The sequence below is a fragment of the Bradyrhizobium sp. DOA1 genome (assembly GCF_001593325.1).
Lineage (GTDB): Bacteria > Pseudomonadota > Alphaproteobacteria > Rhizobiales > Xanthobacteraceae > Bradyrhizobium.
In genome coordinates this window covers 1453862-1470398 of sequence record NZ_JXJM01000001.1, presented here as the reverse complement: position 1 = coordinate 1470398, position 16537 = coordinate 1453862, and the positions used below count along the sequence as shown (strand labels likewise).

15 protein-coding genes and 1 pseudogene are annotated in these 16537 nt (G+C 65.4%); 8 read left to right on the top strand and 8 right to left on the bottom strand.

From position 1 onward, the window contains the following. Nucleotides 1-515 (top strand): uracil-DNA glycosylase (locus tag SE91_RS06800; protein ID WP_197489435.1); only part of this gene is annotated, 515 nt, incomplete at its 5' end. Between the two features lie 112 nt (nucleotides 516-627). On the opposite strand, the gene SE91_RS06795 is transcribed toward SE91_RS06800, so the two are convergent. The 4 genes from SE91_RS06795 to SE91_RS06780 form a co-directional block, all read right to left on the bottom strand. After that, entirely contained in the window at nucleotides 628-2136 is a 1509-nt protein-coding gene (locus SE91_RS06795; RefSeq protein ID WP_061847029.1) for a glycosyltransferase family 39 protein, read from the bottom strand. A 209-nt stretch (nucleotides 2137-2345) separates the two neighbouring features. Continuing rightward, the gene (gene rnhB / locus SE91_RS06790; RefSeq protein WP_061851019.1) at nucleotides 2346-3179 is read right to left on the bottom strand and encodes a ribonuclease HII; all 834 of its coding nucleotides are present in this window, start codon (nucleotides 3177-3179) and stop codon (nucleotides 2346-2348) included. 74 nt (nucleotides 3180-3253) lie between these two features. Beyond that, nucleotides 3254-3709, bottom strand: coding sequence for a VOC family protein (locus SE91_RS06785; protein ID WP_061847028.1), 456 nt, complete (start codon nucleotides 3707-3709; stop codon nucleotides 3254-3256). Nucleotides 3710-3731: 22 nt separating this feature from the next. After that, on the bottom strand, nucleotides 3732-4907 hold the full coding sequence (locus tag SE91_RS06780) for a PA0069 family radical SAM protein (RefSeq protein ID WP_061847027.1): 1176 nt from the start codon (nucleotides 4905-4907) through the stop codon (nucleotides 3732-3734). 212 nt (nucleotides 4908-5119) lie between these two features. Here SE91_RS06780 and SE91_RS06775 point away from each other — a divergent pair, with 212 nt between their 5' ends. Then, on the top strand, nucleotides 5120-7534 hold the full coding sequence (locus SE91_RS06775; protein WP_061851018.1) for a phosphoketolase family protein: 2415 nt from the start codon (nucleotides 5120-5122) through the stop codon (nucleotides 7532-7534). A 4-nt stretch (nucleotides 7535-7538) separates the two neighbouring features. Then, nucleotides 7539-8717 carry an acetate/propionate family kinase gene (locus SE91_RS06770; protein WP_061847026.1) on the top strand — a complete coding sequence of 393 codons (1179 nt, stop codon included), beginning with the start codon at nucleotides 7539-7541 and terminating at the stop codon, nucleotides 8715-8717. Nucleotides 8718-8783: 66 nt separating this feature from the next. Here the strand turns inward: SE91_RS06770 and SE91_RS06765 are convergent, their stop codons facing one another. Then, on the bottom strand, nucleotides 8784-9623 hold the full coding sequence (locus SE91_RS06765) for an RMD1 family protein (RefSeq protein WP_061847025.1): 840 nt from the start codon (nucleotides 9621-9623) through the stop codon (nucleotides 8784-8786). Between the two features lie 308 nt (nucleotides 9624-9931). Between SE91_RS06765 and SE91_RS06760 the strand changes: the two genes are divergently transcribed. Together SE91_RS06760 and SE91_RS06755 are read left to right on the top strand one after the other, a co-directional pair. Further along, nucleotides 9932-10507 (top strand): glycosyltransferase family protein, encoded by a 576-nt coding sequence (locus SE91_RS06760; RefSeq protein ID WP_008565021.1) that lies wholly within the window; start codon nucleotides 9932-9934, stop codon nucleotides 10505-10507. Nucleotides 10508-10570: 63 nt separating this feature from the next. After that, the gene (locus SE91_RS06755; protein ID WP_061847024.1) at nucleotides 10571-11500 is read left to right on the top strand and encodes a bifunctional helix-turn-helix transcriptional regulator/GNAT family N-acetyltransferase; all 930 of its coding nucleotides are present in this window, start codon (nucleotides 10571-10573) and stop codon (nucleotides 11498-11500) included. Between the two features lie 229 nt (nucleotides 11501-11729). Here SE91_RS06755 and moaB read toward each other — a convergent pair whose 3' ends face one another. Together moaB and ypfJ are read right to left on the bottom strand one after the other, a co-directional pair. Beyond that, nucleotides 11730-12293 (bottom strand): molybdenum cofactor biosynthesis protein B, encoded by a 564-nt coding sequence (moaB, locus tag SE91_RS06750; protein WP_060736736.1) that lies wholly within the window; start codon nucleotides 12291-12293, stop codon nucleotides 11730-11732. A 151-nt stretch (nucleotides 12294-12444) separates the two neighbouring features. Further along, nucleotides 12445-13383, bottom strand: a complete 939-nt coding sequence (ypfJ, locus tag SE91_RS06745; RefSeq protein WP_060736737.1) for a KPN_02809 family neutral zinc metallopeptidase — start codon at nucleotides 13381-13383, stop codon at nucleotides 12445-12447. Between the two features lie 417 nt (nucleotides 13384-13800). On the opposite strand from ypfJ, the gene SE91_RS06740 reads away from it, so the two are divergent. From SE91_RS06740 to SE91_RS06730, 3 genes are all read left to right on the top strand, one after another. After that, a complete protein-coding gene (locus SE91_RS06740) occupies nucleotides 13801-14928 on the top strand; it encodes a site-specific DNA-methyltransferase (protein WP_061847023.1) in 1128 nt (375 codons plus the stop codon). 180 nt (nucleotides 14929-15108) lie between these two features. Further along, a complete protein-coding gene (locus SE91_RS06735) occupies nucleotides 15109-15435 on the top strand; it encodes a hypothetical protein (protein WP_061847022.1) in 327 nt (108 codons plus the stop codon). A gap of 120 nt (nucleotides 15436-15555) precedes the next feature. Then, a complete protein-coding gene (locus SE91_RS06730; protein ID WP_061847021.1) occupies nucleotides 15556-16242 on the top strand; it encodes a glutathione S-transferase family protein in 687 nt (228 codons plus the stop codon). Nucleotides 16243-16300: 58 nt separating this feature from the next. Here SE91_RS06730 and SE91_RS06725 read toward each other — a convergent pair. Further along, nucleotides 16301-16537 (bottom strand): annotated as a pseudogene (locus tag SE91_RS06725) (methyl-accepting chemotaxis protein); the annotation flags it as partial.

Below are 16537 nucleotides of genomic sequence, written 5' to 3'. Positions count from 1 at the left end.
CGCTGAAGCACACCGCGACGCGGCTGGTGTTTGCCGACGGCAATCCAAAGGCGCGCGTCATGTTCGTCGGCGAGGCACCGGGGCGCGACGAGGACATCGAAGGGCTGCCCTTCGTCGGCCGCAGCGGCAAGCTGCTCGATCTGATGATAGGCGCCATAGGTCTCAACCGCACCACCGCCTACATCGCCAACGTCATACCCTGGCGGCCGCCCGGCAACCGCACGCCGACGCCGCAGGAGACTCAGATCTGCCTGCCCTTCATCCAGCGTCAGATCGAGCTGGTGAATCCGGATGTGCTGGTGACGCTCGGCAATCCCTCGACGCAGACGCTGCTGTCGACGCGCGACGGCATCATGCGCACGCGCGGACGCTGGTTCGACTACGACACCGGCCAGCGCACCATCCGCGCGCTGCCGACATTTCACCCCGCCTATCTGTTGCGCTCGCCGGCCTACAAGCGGTTGGCGTGGCAGGATCTGCGGTCGATCGCGAAGGCGCTGGCACAAGGCGCGTGACGTTCCATCCCCGTCATTGCGAGCGCAGCGAAGCAATCCAGAGTGCCTCCGCGGAGATATCCTGGATTGCTTCGTCGCAAGAGCTCCTCGCAATGACGACCGAGAGAGCGCGCTACGTCCCCTTCGGCCGCACGATGGCCCAGCCGATGCGCAAAAGCTGCTGGCGGCCGGTGACCAGCCATTCGAAGGCGCGCGGGACTTCCGGCACGATGTCGGGGAAGCGCTTCAGGATCTCCGGCGGCGGGGTACCGGCGGTGTCGGAAGCGCGCCAGACCACGACGCCCCCGGTCTCCCTGAACTTGGTCTGGTTCATCCACGGCGTGCGCGCAGGATCGGCGTCGATGAACAGATGCGGCCGGCCGGAATGCAGTGTGATCAGGCTCGCAAGCTGAGTCTCGCCGGCGACCGCGCGCAGGCGCTGGTTGGTGCGACGCGCGAAGCTCTCGTCGAAGAAATCCGCGATCGCGCGCGCCGGTATCGAGGTCGCGATTTCCCCGGTGCCGGTCCAGGGCATGAGCAGGACGGCGAGCACGACGCCGATGGCAGGCGCGACGACCGCGGCGGCCCACACCATGCGCAGCATTCGCGCGCGGCGCATCGCGATCAGATCGCCGGCGGCAACGACCACGGCGAGGCCCGACATCAACAGCACAACGGCGGCGCCGCCGACGACGGATTCCAGCCCGAGCAAGCCTGAGATCAGCACCGCCCCGAGTGCGGGCGCGGCCGCGAAGAAATAGACGAAATTGCGCGCGAGCGGCGCGATCGGCGGCCGGTAGATGATCGGCGGCTCCTCGCCCTTGCCGGCAAACAGGCCGGTGTTGAGGAAAGTCAATGCGGGGATCGCCGCCGCGCCAAGCACGAGGCCACCAAGCAGCCAGGCTGCGTGCAGCGCGCGGGCGTTGAGCTCGGAGGCCTGCGGCAAGGCCGGCAGCGTCAACGTCTCGGCACGCATCAGCCAGACCGCGTAGGGCAGCGCCAGCACGGCGACCACGATCGATGCGAACAGCGGATCCAGCCCGCGCAGCGTCCTGCGACCGCCGGCGGTCGAAACCGCGAAGGCGACGATCAGCAGGAGAAGGAAGATCGCCGCAGGAGTCGTGAGCAACAGGAGGCCAGCCTCGATCGACCAGGCGAACCAGGCATTGCCGCGGCGTTGGCCGATGATCTGCCAGGAGTGCAGCAGCAACAGCGCCCATAGCGGCCGCGCCAGCACCAGCGGGCCGAAATCGAGCGCAGGCGAGGAGAAGGCCAGCACCGTCATGGTCAAGAGCACGGCGAGCACTGCCTGCTGCGAGCCGACCACGGCGCGCGCGAGATAATAGAGCGCAATGAAGGTCGCGATCTCGCAGAGCTGGGCGAGCACATAGACGCCGAACATGTGACCGCCGGCGGCGCGATAGGCGATGTCGGCCAGCCAGATCGGCAAGGGCGGACCGAGATCGGTGCCGACCTGGTACTCCCGGCCGAAGGCGAGGAGCGTCGCAAGGGTGCCGGGCGGGCTGCGGTAGAACACCAGCGCGATGAACAGCCACATCGTAGCCTGCAGCAGCACGGCGATCCACACGATCAGCCGCGGCCGGGCGCGAATGAGCTCGATGACCAGGGAGGTAAACCGCATGCAACGTCCGAAAGATGCAGCCAACCCGTCCAGCCGGCCCTATTCGCTCACATCTGATTTGATAAAGGGCGCTGCGGGTCGTGGCAACCGCCGCACGTCGTAATGCCCGGGCTTGTCCCGGGCATCCACGTATTTCGGAGCGGCAGCAGAAGACGTGGATGGCCGGGTCAAGCCCGGCCATGACGAATGAGAAGTTGTACCGGGATCAGCTAGAGATTTGCGGCGGCACTGGTCTCGACGCTCGCCTCCACCCGCACCTCGACCTCGGTCACCGAGAACAGGTCGTGCACCGGCTCGACCGTCCACGGCATGTGCTTGGCGCGGGCGGCGGCGACGGGGGCGAAGAAGCTGCGGTGGTGAATGGAGGGGCCGAGACGGTCGAGTGCGTCGAGATGCTCGGGGACGGCATAGCCCTTGTGCTGCTCGAAACCGTAGCCGGGACAGTCCTGCGCCAGCGCGCACATCAGCCGGTCGCGGGTGACCTTGGCGACGATGGATGCCGCCGCGATCGACAGCACGATGCCGTCACCGCCGATCACGGCCTCGCAGTCGCACTCCGTGTCGAGCCGGTCGCGGCCGTCGACGAACACGTGCCGGGGCCGTTCAGGCAAAGCCACCACCGCGCGCTTGAGCGCCCATAGCGAGGCGCGCAGGATGTTGTCGCGGTCGATCCGCGAAGGCGAGGCGACGGCAACCGAGACTTGCGCGGTGGCGCAGATCTTGTCGAACAGCTTTTCGCGTTCCTCGGCGGTCAGCCGCTTCGAATCGTCGATGCCGCGCGGGATACGATCGGGATCGAGAATCACCGCCGCCGCCACCACGGGACCGGCGAGCGGGCCGCGGCCGGCCTCGTCGCAACCGGCCACCGGCCAGACGCCGCGCTTGATCAGCGCGCGCTCGCGTCGGAAGCTCGGCGGCGCGATGGCGATGATGCCTTTCTTGCCAGCCAAAGCTTTGGCCGCCTTGCCAGGCGTAGCCTTCGTCGCAGCATCCTTTGCTGGTGCGGCCCTGGCCGGCTTCCTGACAGACTTGTCCCGAATCATGGCCGGGATCGTGCGCAACCGGCCGGGCCAGCGCAACCGGGAACCCGGGATAATTCCCGTTATTCAGGCCGGCCCTACGCTGCCAGATGCACCCGTCGGTCTTCACCCACCTCGATGCCGGGCGCGACCACGGCCTCCCAGACATGACCGTCGGGATCTGAAAAATAGCCGCAATACCCGCCGTAATCGGTCTCACCCGCAGCCTTCAGCAGCCGCGCTCCCTTGCTGACCGCGAAAGCCAGTACGGTATCGACCTCCTCGCGTGTCCGGCAATTCCAGACGAGCGTCATGCCGCGGAAGGCCTGCGGCCGCGGCTTGTCCGGCAAGGTGGCGTCAGCCGCAAGCTGATCCCAGTGAAACAGGGCAAGCACCGGACCGCCGGTATCGTAAAAGGCGACGGCTTCGCCGGTTGCCTTCATCCGGCGCGAGAAACCGAGCGCGTCGTAGAAGGCGATGCTGGTGCGGATGTCGCTCACACCTAACGTAATCACGGTGAGCCGCGGTACCGGCACGATGAGTTCCTTGGCCATGCGAGCTCTTCCACTTCTCCGGTCAGAACAGGCTCAGCTGATCGCCGTTCCGCTTTGGCCGCGCAAAGTGATCAGTGGTCAGCCTGGAGCGCCGCTTGTTGAGGCCGAGCCGGTCGCAGGCGATCTCGAAGCGGCGGCCGATGGTCCAGGCCATCGGGCCGGTTCCCTTCATCCGCTCGCCCCATTTCGCATCGTAGTCGCGGCCGCCCCGCATGTCGCGGATCAGCGTAAAGACGTGACGATAGCGGTCGGGATAGTTCGCCATCAGCCATTCGCGGAAGAGATCGCGCACCTCCAGCGGCAGCCGCAGCAGCACGTAAGCGGCTTCCTTGACGCCGGCATGGGCGGCGGCATCGAGGATGCGCTCGATCTCGGAATCGTTCAGCGCGGGGATCACGGGTGCGACCATCACCGTGGTCGGGATGCCGGCCTCCGAGAGCTGCTTCAGCGCTTCCAACCGCTTCGGCGGCGTCGCGGCGCGCGGCTCCATGGTGCGTGCGAGCTTCGGATCGAGCGTGGTGACCGAGATCGCGACCTTGGCAAGATTGCGCTTGGCCATCCGCGTGAGCATGTCGATATCGCGCACCACCAGCGCCGATTTGGTGACGATGCCGACGGGATGCCCGGCGCGCTCCAGCACTTCGAGGATGCCGCGCATGATCTTCCTCTCGCGCTCGATCGGCTGATAGGGATCGGTGTTGGTGCCGATCGCGATCATCCGCGGCTCATAGCCGGACGCGGCGAGTTCCTTCTCCAGCAGCGCCGGCGCCTCGGGCTTGGCCAACAGCTTCGACTCGAAATCGAGCCCGGGCGAGAGGCCGAGATAGGCGTGGGTCGGCCGCGCGAAACAATAGACGCAACCGTGCTCGCAGCCACGATAGGGATTGATCGAGCGATCGAAGCCGATGTCGGGAGAATCGTTGCGGGTGATCACCTTGCGCGAGGTGTCGACGGCGACGCTGGTCTTGAACGGCGGCAGCTCTTCCAGGCTCTGCCAGCCATCGTCGAAGACGACGCGCGCTTCGGCCTCATAGCGGCCGCTGGCGTTGGACTGGGCACCCCGCCCTCGCCTGCGCGTGCGGTCGATGGCGACGCCAAGTTCTGGAAAGTCCGCGGGTAAATCAGAGTCCGCACCCGCCGGCTCGGAGGGCGCCTTGACCGGCGGGTGCTTGAGAGCATGAGAGGATGCTGGACTCATGACGCGAAGATAGCACGAGCCCGGAACAAATCAAGAACACAAACCCAAAAAGCGTTAAAACAACCCCATGCACAGTAGCGCCCACATTGCGGGCCGCACGCCTTTGACCTGCCGCAACACCCGCGTCACCCCGATTTCGTTTGATGCCCGTCACGGATCGATCGCGCCGGAACAAAGTTGGTGACGATCGCTGGGTGAAGGTCGGCAACAACATGACAAATCAACAACAATCGCGAGCGGCGAGCAGCGACCTCGATCTGCTCGATCGTTATTGGCGCGCTGCGAACTACCTTTCCGTCGGGCAGATCTACCTGCTCGACAATCCGCTGCTGCGCGAGCCGCTTCGGCCCGAGCACATCAAGCCGCGCTTGCTCGGCCATTGGGGCACGACGCCCGGGTTGAACTTCATCTATGCCCATCTCAATCGCGTGATCCGCGCGCTGGACCTCAGCGTGATCTACATCTGCGGCCCCGGCCATGGCGGCCCGGGCATGGTCGCCAACACCTATCTCGAAGGCAGCTACAGCGAGATCTATCCCGACATCGCCCGCGATGCGGACGGATTGCGAAAGCTGTTCAGGCAGTTCTCCTTCCCCGGCGGCATTCCGAGCCACGCGGCGCCCGAGACGCCAGGGTCGATCCACGAGGGCGGCGAGCTCGGCTATGCGCTGGTGCACGCCTATGGCGCCGGATTCGACAATCCTGACCTGATCGTCGCCTGCGTCGTTGGCGACGGCGAGGCCGAGACCGGTCCGCTCGCTGCGTCCTGGCACTCCAACAAGTTCCTGAATCCGGCGCATGACGGGGCGGTGCTGCCGATCCTGCATCTCAACGGCTACAAGATCGCCAACCCCACCGTGCTCGGGCGGATGCGGGACGAGGAAATTCGCAATCTCTTCCGCGGCTTCGGCCACGAGCCGCTGTTCGTCGAAGGCGACGATCCCAGATTGATGCACCAGTCCATGGCGGACGCGCTCGACGTGGCGCTCGCCAGCATTCGCTCGATCCAGCAGCATGCCCGCGATGGACGCACGACGATCGAGCGGCCGCGCTGGCCGATGATCGTGCTGCGCAGTCCCAAGGGCTGGACCGGGCCGAAAGAGGTTGACGGCAAGAAGGTCGAAGGCTTCTGGCGTGCGCACCAGGTTCCCGTTTCAGGCTGCCGCGACAACCCGGCGCACCTCAAAGTGCTCGAAGACTGGATGCGCAGCTACGAGCCGGACAAGCTGTTCGACTCGAGCGGCGCACTGATTCCCGAGCTTCAGGCGCTGGCACCCGACGGCCCGCGGCGGATGGGCGCCAATCCGCACGCCAATGGCGGGCTCCTGAAGAAAGAGCTGAAACTGCCGGACTTCCGCAGCTTCGCCGTGGAGGTGCCGCAGCCCGGCGGCGTCATCGCCGAAGCCACGCGCGAGCTCGGCAAATTCCTGCGCGACGTCATCCGCCTCAACGCCAAGGAACGCAACTTCCGCATCATGGGCCCGGACGAGACCGCGTCAAACCGGCTGGACGCGGTGTTCGAGGCCACCAAACGCGTATGGATGGAGCCGACCGAACCTTACGACGTGCATCTCGCGCAGGACGGCCGCGTGATGGAGGTTCTGAGCGAGCATCTCTGCCAGGGCTGGCTCGAGGGCTATCTGCTCACCGGCAGGCATGGCTTCTTCTCCTGCTACGAGGCCTTCATCCACATCGTCGATTCCATGTTCAACCAGCACGCCAAATGGCTGAAGGTGACGCGCGAGTTGCCGTGGCGCCGCCCGATCGCCTCGCTCAATTATCTCCTGACCTCGCATGTCTGGCGCCAGGACCATAACGGCTTCAGCCACCAGGACCCCGGCTTCGTCGACCTCGTCGCCAACAAGAAAGCCGACATCGTCCGCATCTATCTCCCGCCGGACGCCAACACGCTGCTGTGGATCGCCGATCACTGCCTGCGCACCTACAACCGCATCAACGTCATCGTCGCCGGCAAGCAGCCGGCGCCGCAATGGCTGTCGATGCAGGATGCGGCCACGCATTGCGATGCCGGCATCGGCATCTGGAGCTGGGCCGGCACGGAGGATGCAAACGCAGAGCCCGACGTCGTGATGGCCTGCGCCGGCGACGTGCCGACATTGGAGACGCTCGCCGCCGTCGACCTCCTGCGCAAGGCGCTGCCGGACCTGAAGATCCGCGTCGTCAACGTCGTCGACCTGATGACGCTGCAACCGAGGGAACAGCATCCGCACGGCCTCTCCGGCCGCGACTTCGACGGCCTGTTCACAGCGGACAAGCCTGTCATCTTCGCCTATCACGGCTACCCCTACCTCATTCACCGGCTGACCTATAACCGCACCAACCATGCCGGCATGCATGTGCGCGGTTTTGCCGAGGAAGGCACCACGACGACACCGTTCGACATGGTCGTGCTCAACAAGCTCGACCGCTATCATCTCGCCATCGAGGCGATCGAGCGCGTGCCTGGTCTCGCGACCAGGGCTGCGCAGGTCAAACAGCAATTCCGCGACAAATTGATCGAGCACGCCCGCTATGTCCGCGAGCACGGCGAGGACATGCCGGAGGTTCAGGGCTGGGTCTGGCCGAACAGCGCCGGCGGCAACACGCCGGCCGAAGCCGGCGACTGAAGCCATGTCGGACACGGTCCTTGTCCTCAACGCGGGATCGTCGAGCATCAAGTTCGGCCTGTTCGAGCTCGCGGCATCCGGCCCCGCCCTGCTCTGCAACGGCCTGCTCGACGAGCACGAGGCAACGCCCAGGCTCGTGGTGAAGAGCCCGGCGGGCGAGGATTTGTTCGAGACGCGGAAGGATGCGTCGCATGGGGACAGCGGTCATCTGTTCGGCGATGTGCTGGCCTTCATTGCGAAGCGTTTCGGCGCACACCGTCTGTACGCCGTTGGTCACCGCATCGTCCACGGCGGGCCGGACTATTCCGGACCGGTCGTCCTGACGGAGGATGTCTACGCCAGGCTGGAGGCACTGGCGCCGCTGGCCCCGTTGCACCAGCCGCGTTGTCTGGAGCCGGTCCGCAGCATCAAGGCGATCCGGCCGGATCTGACGCAGGTCGCCTGCTTCGACACCGCCTTCCACCACAGCCTGTCGCCGACGGCGCGCCGCTTCGCAATTCCCAGGCAATTGGAGCAGCGCGGCATCCGTCGCTACGGCTTCCACGGCCTCTCCTTCGAATTTGTCGCCGGGCGCCTCGCCGAGATCGCGCCGCACCTCGTCGCAAAGCGCACCGTCATCGCCCATCTCGGCAATGGCGCGAGCCTGTGCGCCCTGCGCGATGGCCGCAGCGTCGACACCACGATGGGATTGACGCCGCTCGACGGCCTCGTGATGGGCACGCGCTGCGGCACGATCGATCCCGGCGTGCTGCTCTATCTGCAGCAGCACGAGAACATGTCGGTCGAGCAGGTCCAGCATCTTCTCTATCACCAGTCAGGCCTGCTCGGCGTCTCCGGCCTCTCCGCGGACGTGCGCACACTGCTCGGGAGCGACACGGCTGCTGCGCGCGAAGCAATCGACCTCTTCGTCCTCCGCGCGGCGCAAGAGATCGCGATGATGGCGGCCACGCTCGGTGGACTGGACTGCCTGGTCTTCACCGGCGGCATCGGCGAGCATGCCAAGGAGATCCGCAGCGCGATCGGCGAGCGTCTTGGCTGGCTCGGCGTGCGCATCGATGCCGCTGCGAACGATGCGGGGCGCGAGCGCATCAGCCGGGGCGATAGCAGCGTCGAGGTGTTCATCGTTCCGACGAACGAGGAACTGACGATCGCGCGGCATTGCGCGGCAGTGTTGCGATCATGATGAGATAGGCACCTGGCACTGCTGCTCTCCCGCAAGGAGAGAGGGCACAAGAATGCGCAGTCCGAACTAATGCGTGCCCGTCAATATCTGGTAACAGCTAATCACGACCTCGATGACGATCAGCACCACCACCGCGATCTCGAGGCGGAGCGAGCGCCTTGTGTCGATGATGTCGGTAAGCGCATTCGCGGTCTCCGACACGGCCGCGAGCTTGCGCTCGAGCGTGTCGAGGCGCTCCTTCAGCTCGTACTCGTCCTCGAGACGTGAATAGAGCCGATCTAGCTCGGGCTTCTCCCAGAGCACGTCGGGTTTTTCGGCCACGGCGACGCGGCCGGCGACGCGCTGCTGCACCAGCAGCGCGTTTCCGATCAGTTGCAGGATGCCCTTGCGGCCGGGCGGCGTGCGGCCCTGCTCGGCGAGCATGCGCGCGAACGGCTCGATCACGTCGAAGACGGCAGCGACGCGGCGCTCGTCGCGCGCCAGCGAGGTGCTCTTGGCGAGCGCGTCCGCGATCAGGAGCAGGCGGTCGTCGGAGAATTTGGCGAGGCAGATCGGACCGCCCGGCTGGATCGCCTCGGCATTCTCATCCTTGCAGAGCTGCGCCTGCGCGGTCTCCTCCTCAGAGGGGCTGAGCTCGCCGATCACGCGCGGCTTCAGACTGTCGATCACGACCTTCTCCTCCGAAGGCAAAAGACCGATCAGCACCACGACGCCGTAGCGGAAGATCACGACGAGGCCGGCATGGACGCGGAAGGCGGCCGGCGTCGAGGACACCAACGTGCCGAGCTCGAGGCCGGAAGCGTTGATGCGGTCGCCGAGCATCAGCGCGCGAATCCGCAACGTCGGCGCGGCGTCCTGCTTCGGCGTTGCGGCTGCGGCGCTGGCGGCAAGGTGATCGGCGTTCATGCAAAGCCTCCGTCGGCACAAATCGTATGCTCTTCCCGTTCGCCGGTGCGTTGTAGCCGATGCATTCCTTGTACGATTGCAAACGAGCCCGGTCGTTCCACGGTCGTCCGGATTAATACGGTCCGGATGAACTCGTGCCGAAACATTCGGCAGAATCTCATCCTGCGCACGACATATTCGGCTACGACGGAGTTTACCATTGCATGCCGAGGCACCGCCGGAAAGTTGCACTCGGCAGCGTCACGTGTTTATGACAACATCATGAAGAGCTACGCTTCTCCCGAATTGCAGACATTGAAGTCTCAATCATGCTGAGCGTCATCATTCCAACCGAGGGCGTCGAGCAGACGGCAGTCGCAACGCTGGCCGCGCTCGTTCCCGGCGCGGCTGCCGGCATCATCCGCGAGGTCCTCCTGGTCGATGGCGCCGGCAATGGCGTCATCGAACGCGTCGCCGACGTTGCCGGTTGCCGTTTCATCGGCATCGAGCCATCCTCCCAAGCTGCCGCCTTCGCCGCCGGCGCACGCCAGGCCCGTTCGCCGTGGCTGATGTTCCTGCCGGCCGGCGCTGTGCTGGAGACCGGCTGGATCGAGGAGACCACCCAGTTCATCCAGGCCGTCTCGGCGAGCGGGCGGGATCGCGCGGCGGTGTTTCGCTATGCGCGCTCACCTTATGCCGACACCGGAGTCCGCGACATTCTCCGCGCCGTGGCCCGCAAGCTCGTGGGCCCGCTCGGCGATCAGGGGCTTTTGATCGCGCGCGATCATTATGACCGGCTCGGCGGATACCCACCGCAGGCCCGCCGCGCCGAGGCACGGCTGCTCCGCCGGCTCGGGCGCTCATCCCGCACCATGCTGCGCAGCCGGATCGTCATGGCCGGGTGAGGGCGCCAGGTACTTGCCAAAGTCAAATAATTATTTGACAATGGCAAGTATCGAGGTGATCTCATGGTAATGAACGGTATCGACGACCAGATCGCAGCGGTTCGCGCCTTCAACCGCTTTTATACCCGCAAGCTCGGCGTACTCGACCAGCACCTTGGACAGAGCCCGTTCTCGCTCAGCGAGGCCCGCGTGCTCTACGAGCTCGCCCATCGGGATGACATCGCAGCCAAGGAGATCGGCAACGAGCTCGGTCTCGACCCCGGCTATCTCAGCCGCATCGTGCAAAGCTTCGACGAAAAGGGGCTTATCACGCGAAGGCCCCTGCCCGCCGATCGCAGGCAATACCAGCTCAGCCTCACCGCCAAGGGCCGCCAGACCTTCGCAAAGCTGAACCTGGGCTCGCACAACGAGGTCGCGGCCATGCTGGCTCCGCTTTCGGCCGACGATGCAACGCGGCTGACGCAGGCGATGGCGACCATCGAGGCCGTGCTGGAGCAACGTCGATCCCAGCCCGCGGCTTTCATGCTGCGCAGCCACCGCGTGGGCGACATGGGATGGGTCATCTCGCGACAGGGCGCCGCCTACGCTGCGGACTACGGCTGGGACGTCAGCTACGAGGCGCTGGTCGCCGAGATCTGCGCGCAGTTCATCAGGAACTACGACGCGGCGCGCGAGCACTGCTGGATCGCGGAAGTGGACGGCGAGCCCGTCGGCTCGGTCTTTCTGGTCAAGGCCAGCGACAGGGTCGCCAAGCTGCGCCTGTTGCAGGTGGAGAAGAAAGCGCGCGGGCTCGGCGTCGGCCGCGCGCTGGTCGAGCAATGCATCCAGGGCGCGCGCGAGAGAGGCTACAGCAGGATGACGCTGTGGACGCAGAGCATCCTGGTTGCCGCCCGCGGCATCTACAAGAGTGCGGGCTTTGAGCTCGTCGCCACCGAGCCGCATCACAGCTTCGGACAGGATTTGGTTGGGGAGACGTGGGAGCGAGATCTCTAACTGATCGAGGCACTTACTTCCTTCTCCCCTTGTGGGAGAAGGTGGCGCGAAGCGCCGGATGAGGGGTATCTATCCACCCGGCGTGCGCTGAGAGAACCCCTCACCCAAGCGAGCTCGTGTCTACCAGCGGAGCTGCCCTCTCCCACAAGGGGCGAGGGCACATAAATGCGAATCGTTCGCTCCTCTAATCGTCCGTGTGCGGATCAACATGATCCGCGCCAGCTCGTGTTCAAACCGTCGCGCCCTGCGCCTTCGGCCTTCGCAGATGCTCATCTAACCGCGGCATGATCTCGACGAAATTGCAGGGCCGCGTGCGGTAGTCGAGCTGGGCCTTGAGGATGCCGTCCCAGCCGTCGCGGCAGGCGCCGGGCGAACCGGGCAGGCAGAAGATATAGGTCGCGCCCGCGACGCCCGCCGTGGCGCGGCTCTGGATCGTCGACGCGCCGATCTTGGCATGGCTCAGCATGTGGAACGCGATCGAGAAGCCGTCCATGCGCTTCTCGAACAGCGGCTCGATCGCCTCCGGCGTAACGTCGCGTCCCGTAAAGCCGGTGCCGCCGGTGGTGATGACGACATCGACGCCGGCATCCGCGATCCAGCGGCGGATCACGGCGCGGATCGCCTCGACATCGTCGGTGACGATCTCGCGCGCGGCCAGCTGATGGCCCGCCTCGGTCAGGCGATCGGCCAGCGTCTGGCCCGACTTGTCGTCCGCGAGCGCGCGCGTGTCCGACACCGTGAGCACCGCGATGTTGAGCGGGATGAACTGCTTTGTCTCGTCGATGGAGGCCATTGTGCTTTATCCTCTTGTGTCCCGGACGCGATGCAGCGCGTAAGCGCTGCTTTGCAGAGCCGGGACCCATTTGCTTGAAACCGAGGCTGTGGGCCCCCGGCTCAGCGGCGCAGCATTCCATGCTGCGCCGCGTCCGGGGCACGAGACTTTGCTATTGCCCACCGCCGAACGTGTTGCAGGCCTGCACCGTGCCCTGCTGATAGCCGGTCATGAACCACTGCTTGCGCTGCGCCGCCGAGCCGTGGGTGAAGGAATCCGGCACGACGCGTCCCGTGGCCTGGCGCTGCAGCGTATCGTCCCCGATCGCGCTCGCCGTGGACAGGGCGGCGTCGATGTCGCCGGGCTCGAGGAAGTTCGGGCGCTTCTTGGCCTCGCGGTTGACCCAGACGCCGGACAGGCAGTCGGCCTGCAACTCGACCTTCACCTGAAGCGCATTGGCTTCGGCCTTGCTGCCGGCCTGCTGCTGCAGGCGTGTCACGCGCGGAATGATGCCGAGCAGATTCTGAATGTGATGACCGACCTCGTGCGCGATGATGTAGGCCGTGGTGAAATTGCACGCCGACTTGCCGGAGCAACCGCGGAAGCGCGTCTCGACCTCGCGGAAGAAGCTGGTGTCGAGGAAGATGGTGCGGTCCGGCGGGCAATAGAACGGGCCCATCGCCGACTGCGCCATGCCGCAGCGACCGCCATTGGTGGCGTTGCGGAACAGCACGATCTTCGGACCGGTATAGGTCTGGCCGTTGGCCTGGAAGATCTCGGTCCAGCGATCGTCGATCTCGCCGAGGATGCCCGAGATCATGCTGCCCATCTCGTCGGTGGGCGCGCCGCGCTTGCCGGAAGAGGACTGGCGATCGGTCTGGTAGGTCGGCGCATGGCCGCCGCCGGTGAGGATCTCGGCGCCGCCGATCAGGATGCGCGGGTCGATGCCGAAGGCGTAGCCGACCAGGCCGAGGATGATGATGGTGCCGATGCCGAGCCCGCCGCCGCCCATGGGCAGGCCGAACCCGCCGCCTCCGCCGCCGCCAAAGCCACCACCTTCGTCGCGACGATCCTCGATGTCGTCGCTGCGGCGGAAGTCATCGTAACGCATGGCGGCCTTCCCCTCGGGGTCCCTGGTTCAAGTTCGTCGGCGCGCATCGACGCCAAAGCTCAACGCGCCACACACGTAAAATTTCCGTTGCTTTTATCAATATCGTGGCCGGCAAAAATTGCCTAGTGCGACAGCATGCCGGTGCCAGCAAATTTTTCCGAGGGTCGAGCAATTTTTTCCGAGAGAAATTTGCAGCCTTTTTGGAGGCCTGATTGCTTCCGCAACGCAATCAACCGCGAAATACACTGTAAAACACGGCGTATGCGCACGACGACATGCACGCAGAACGCGATGCGAGTGTTGCCCACGAAAGCGGCGGGTTAAGTCGATTTTTACTTTGCCGCTTCAATGTAACGGTCAGTCGGTTGTTTGGTCCCGCGTCGCCGACAGCGTCGCCTGAGTCAGAGTTCTTGAGTCATGGTAGAGTCGCGTCGCGGGGCGTCTGCAAGGGCGCCCCGCACAAATTTTGAGTCCGCCTCGCATCGCATCATCCTCGGCGATTGCGTCGCCGAGATGTCGAAGCTTCAGGCTGGTTCGGTCGATCTCGTGTTCGCCGATCCGCCCTACAATCTCCAGCTCAAGGGCGACCTGAAGCGCCCCGACGAATCCCATGTCGACGCCGTCGACGACGATTGGGACAAGTTCGATTCGTTCTCCGCCTATGACGATTTCACCCGCGCCTGGCTGCTTGCCGCACGCCGCGCGATGAAGCCGTCGGCGACGATCTGGGTGATCGGCTCCTATCACAACATCTTCCGCGTCGGCGCCATCATGCAGGACCTCGGCTTCTGGCTCCTGAACGACATCGTCTGGCGCAAGACCAACCCGATGCCGAATTTCCGCGGCCGCCGCTTCACCAATGCGCACGAGACCATGATTTGGGCCGCGCGCGACGAGAAGGCCAAGGGCTATACGTTCAATTACGAGGCGCTGAAGGCCGCCAACGAGGACGTGCAGGCCCGCTCCGACTGGCTGATCCCGCTGTGCACCGGCGAGGAGCGCCTCAAGGGCGCCGACGGCAAGAAAGTGCATCCGACGCAGAAGCCGGAAGGCCTGCTCGCGCGCGTGCTGCTGTCCTCCTCCAAGCCCGGCGATCTCGTGATCGATCCCTTCAACGGCACCGGCACCACCGGCGCTGTCGCCAAGCGCCTCGGCCGCTCCTATATCGGCTTCGAGCGCGACACGACCTATGCGAAGGCCGCGGAAGCGCGCATCGCCGCGGTGGAGCCGCTGCCGGAAGCGAGCCTCGCCCCGTTTATGACCGCGCGCGAAGCGCCGCGGGTCGCGTTCTCCGAACTGATCGAGCGCGGCATGATCATGCCCGGCACGAAACTGTTCGACGCCAAGAAGAAGCTCGGCGCCCTGGTGCGCGCCGACGGCGCCATCATGCTGGGCGACAAGGTCGGCTCGATCCATCGCATCGGCGCCGTGGCGCAAGGCTCGCAGGCCTGCAACGGCTGGACCTTCTGGCACGTCGAGACCAAGAAGGGTCTCAAGCTGATCGACGAACTCCGCGCCGAGATCCGCGCCGGCATGGCCGAGTAGCGGCTTTCGCGATCTCGTAGGGTGGGCAAAGCGAAAGCGTGCCCACCATCCCCGTCCATCCAGATGGAAGCAGTGCCGGTGGGCACGGCGCTCCGCGCCTTTGCCTACCCTACGGCATCTTGAAGGAGGCGCCAGGCAGGACTAGATTTCACCGATCAGTCCCGTCCCGGTCCGGCTCCCATGCGACGACAGTCCGAGACATTGCTGCTGGTGCCTTTGCTGCCGATCTTCCTGCTCGGCATGTTTCCGATGTTCCTGATCGCGCTGTTGGGCTTCTTCGGCCTCGCCCTGTTCGGCGTGCTCGTGGTCTGCGTCGGACTCGCCAGCAGCAACGAGGCGCACGATAATTTCAACCATGACGTCATCGTGCACGGCTACGCGCGCGGATCGGAGCGCAAGGCGCGTGCGTCGGACATGCATCTCGCCGCGAGGCTCGGACTGCGGCTCGAGGCCGTGGGCGCGGCGATGGTCGTTACGGCGGCCATCGGGCTTTGTTACGCCTCCTGATCTGCGCAGCGCGCAGACACCGCCCGGCAAACTCGCCGGTTGCTCTCCCGGAGCGGGTTCGGGCAAGGAGGAGGCTGCGGCAATGACACCGTGCTCTCGGCAACAACATTGGGGAGATCGATGCTCAAATTCTATTTCAACGGATCGCCGAACCCGACCAAGGTCGCGCTCTATCTCGAAGAGGCGGGACTGCCGTACGAGCCGGTGAAGATCGATACCCGCAAGGGCGAGCAGTTCACGCCGGACTACCTCGAGATCAATCCGAACGGCAAGGTGCCGGCGATCGACGACGACGGCACCATCGTGTTCGACTCGAACGCCATCCTGCTCTATCTCGCCGAGAAGACGGGCAAGTTCCTGCCCGCCGCCAGCGTGCGCGGCGAGACGCTGTCCTGGCTGATGTTCGTTGCGACCGGCGTCGGGCCGTATTCGGGGCAGGCGGTGCACTTCAAGCACTTCGCGCCGAAGGAGCAGAACCACGACTACGCCCATAACCGCTACCAGTACGAGACCGACCGCCACTACAGGATTCTCGACGGTCACCTCAAAGGCCGCCCATACATGGTCGGCGACAGCTATTCGATCGTCGACATGGCTCTGTGGGGCTGGGCGCGGATGGTACCGTTCAAGCTCGGCGACGACGCCTTTACGCGGTACCCGAACGTGAAGCGGCTGGTGGACGAGATCTCGGCGCGGCCGGCGGCCGCGCGCGCCGTCGCGCTGAAGGACAAGTTCACCTTCAAGGCCGAGATGGACGACGAGGCGCGAGCCAATATGTTCAAGCACATGACCACCAAGGTGGCCTGATCGCGCCGGGACGTTGTTAGAGGCCACGCGCATGCGCGTGGCCTCTTGCTTTTAGAACTCAGGCGGCGTGGACCGTCTCGAGGAACCTCTCGACCTCGATCTTCAAGCGATTGCTGTCGGCCGACAACGACCGCGCCGCCGAGAGCACCTGCGAGGAGGCCGAGCCGGTCTCGGAGGCGCCGCGCTGCACGTCGCCGATATTGGTCGAGACGCGCTGGGTGCCCTGGGCAGCCTGCTGCACGTTGCGGGAGATTTCCCGCGTGGCTGCGCCCTGCTCTTCCACGGCGGCCGCGAC

Excerpts from the sequence above, each read along its gene's own strand:
- SE91_RS06795 (WP_061847029.1), bottom strand. The coding sequence starts at position 2,136 with ATGCGGTTTACCTCCCTGGTCATCGAGCTCATTCGCGCCCGGCCGCGG.
- rnhB (WP_061851019.1), bottom strand. The coding sequence starts at position 3,179 with ATGATTCGGGACAAGTCTGTCAGGAAGCCGGCCAGGGCCGCACCAGCA.
- SE91_RS06785 (WP_061847028.1), bottom strand. The coding sequence starts at position 3,709 with ATGGCCAAGGAACTCATCGTGCCGGTACCGCGGCTCACCGTGATTACG.
- SE91_RS06780 (WP_061847027.1), bottom strand. The coding sequence starts at position 4,907 with ATGAGTCCAGCATCCTCTCATGCTCTCAAGCACCCGCCGGTCAAGGCG.
- SE91_RS06775 (WP_061851018.1), top strand. The coding sequence starts at position 5,120 with ATGACAAATCAACAACAATCGCGAGCGGCGAGCAGCGACCTCGATCTG.
- SE91_RS06770 (WP_061847026.1), top strand. The coding sequence starts at position 7,539 with ATGTCGGACACGGTCCTTGTCCTCAACGCGGGATCGTCGAGCATCAAG.
- SE91_RS06765 (WP_061847025.1), bottom strand. The coding sequence starts at position 9,623 with ATGAACGCCGATCACCTTGCCGCCAGCGCCGCAGCCGCAACGCCGAAG.
- SE91_RS06760 (WP_008565021.1), top strand. The coding sequence starts at position 9,932 with ATGCTGAGCGTCATCATTCCAACCGAGGGCGTCGAGCAGACGGCAGTC.
- SE91_RS06755 (WP_061847024.1), top strand. The coding sequence starts at position 10,571 with ATGGTAATGAACGGTATCGACGACCAGATCGCAGCGGTTCGCGCCTTC.
- moaB (WP_060736736.1), bottom strand. The coding sequence starts at position 12,293 with ATGGCCTCCATCGACGAGACAAAGCAGTTCATCCCGCTCAACATCGCG.
- ypfJ (WP_060736737.1), bottom strand. The coding sequence starts at position 13,383 with ATGCGTTACGATGACTTCCGCCGCAGCGACGACATCGAGGATCGTCGC.
- SE91_RS06740 (WP_061847023.1), top strand. The coding sequence starts at position 13,801 with ATGGTAGAGTCGCGTCGCGGGGCGTCTGCAAGGGCGCCCCGCACAAAT.
- SE91_RS06735 (WP_061847022.1), top strand. The coding sequence starts at position 15,109 with ATGCGACGACAGTCCGAGACATTGCTGCTGGTGCCTTTGCTGCCGATC.
- SE91_RS06730 (WP_061847021.1), top strand. The coding sequence starts at position 15,556 with ATGCTCAAATTCTATTTCAACGGATCGCCGAACCCGACCAAGGTCGCG.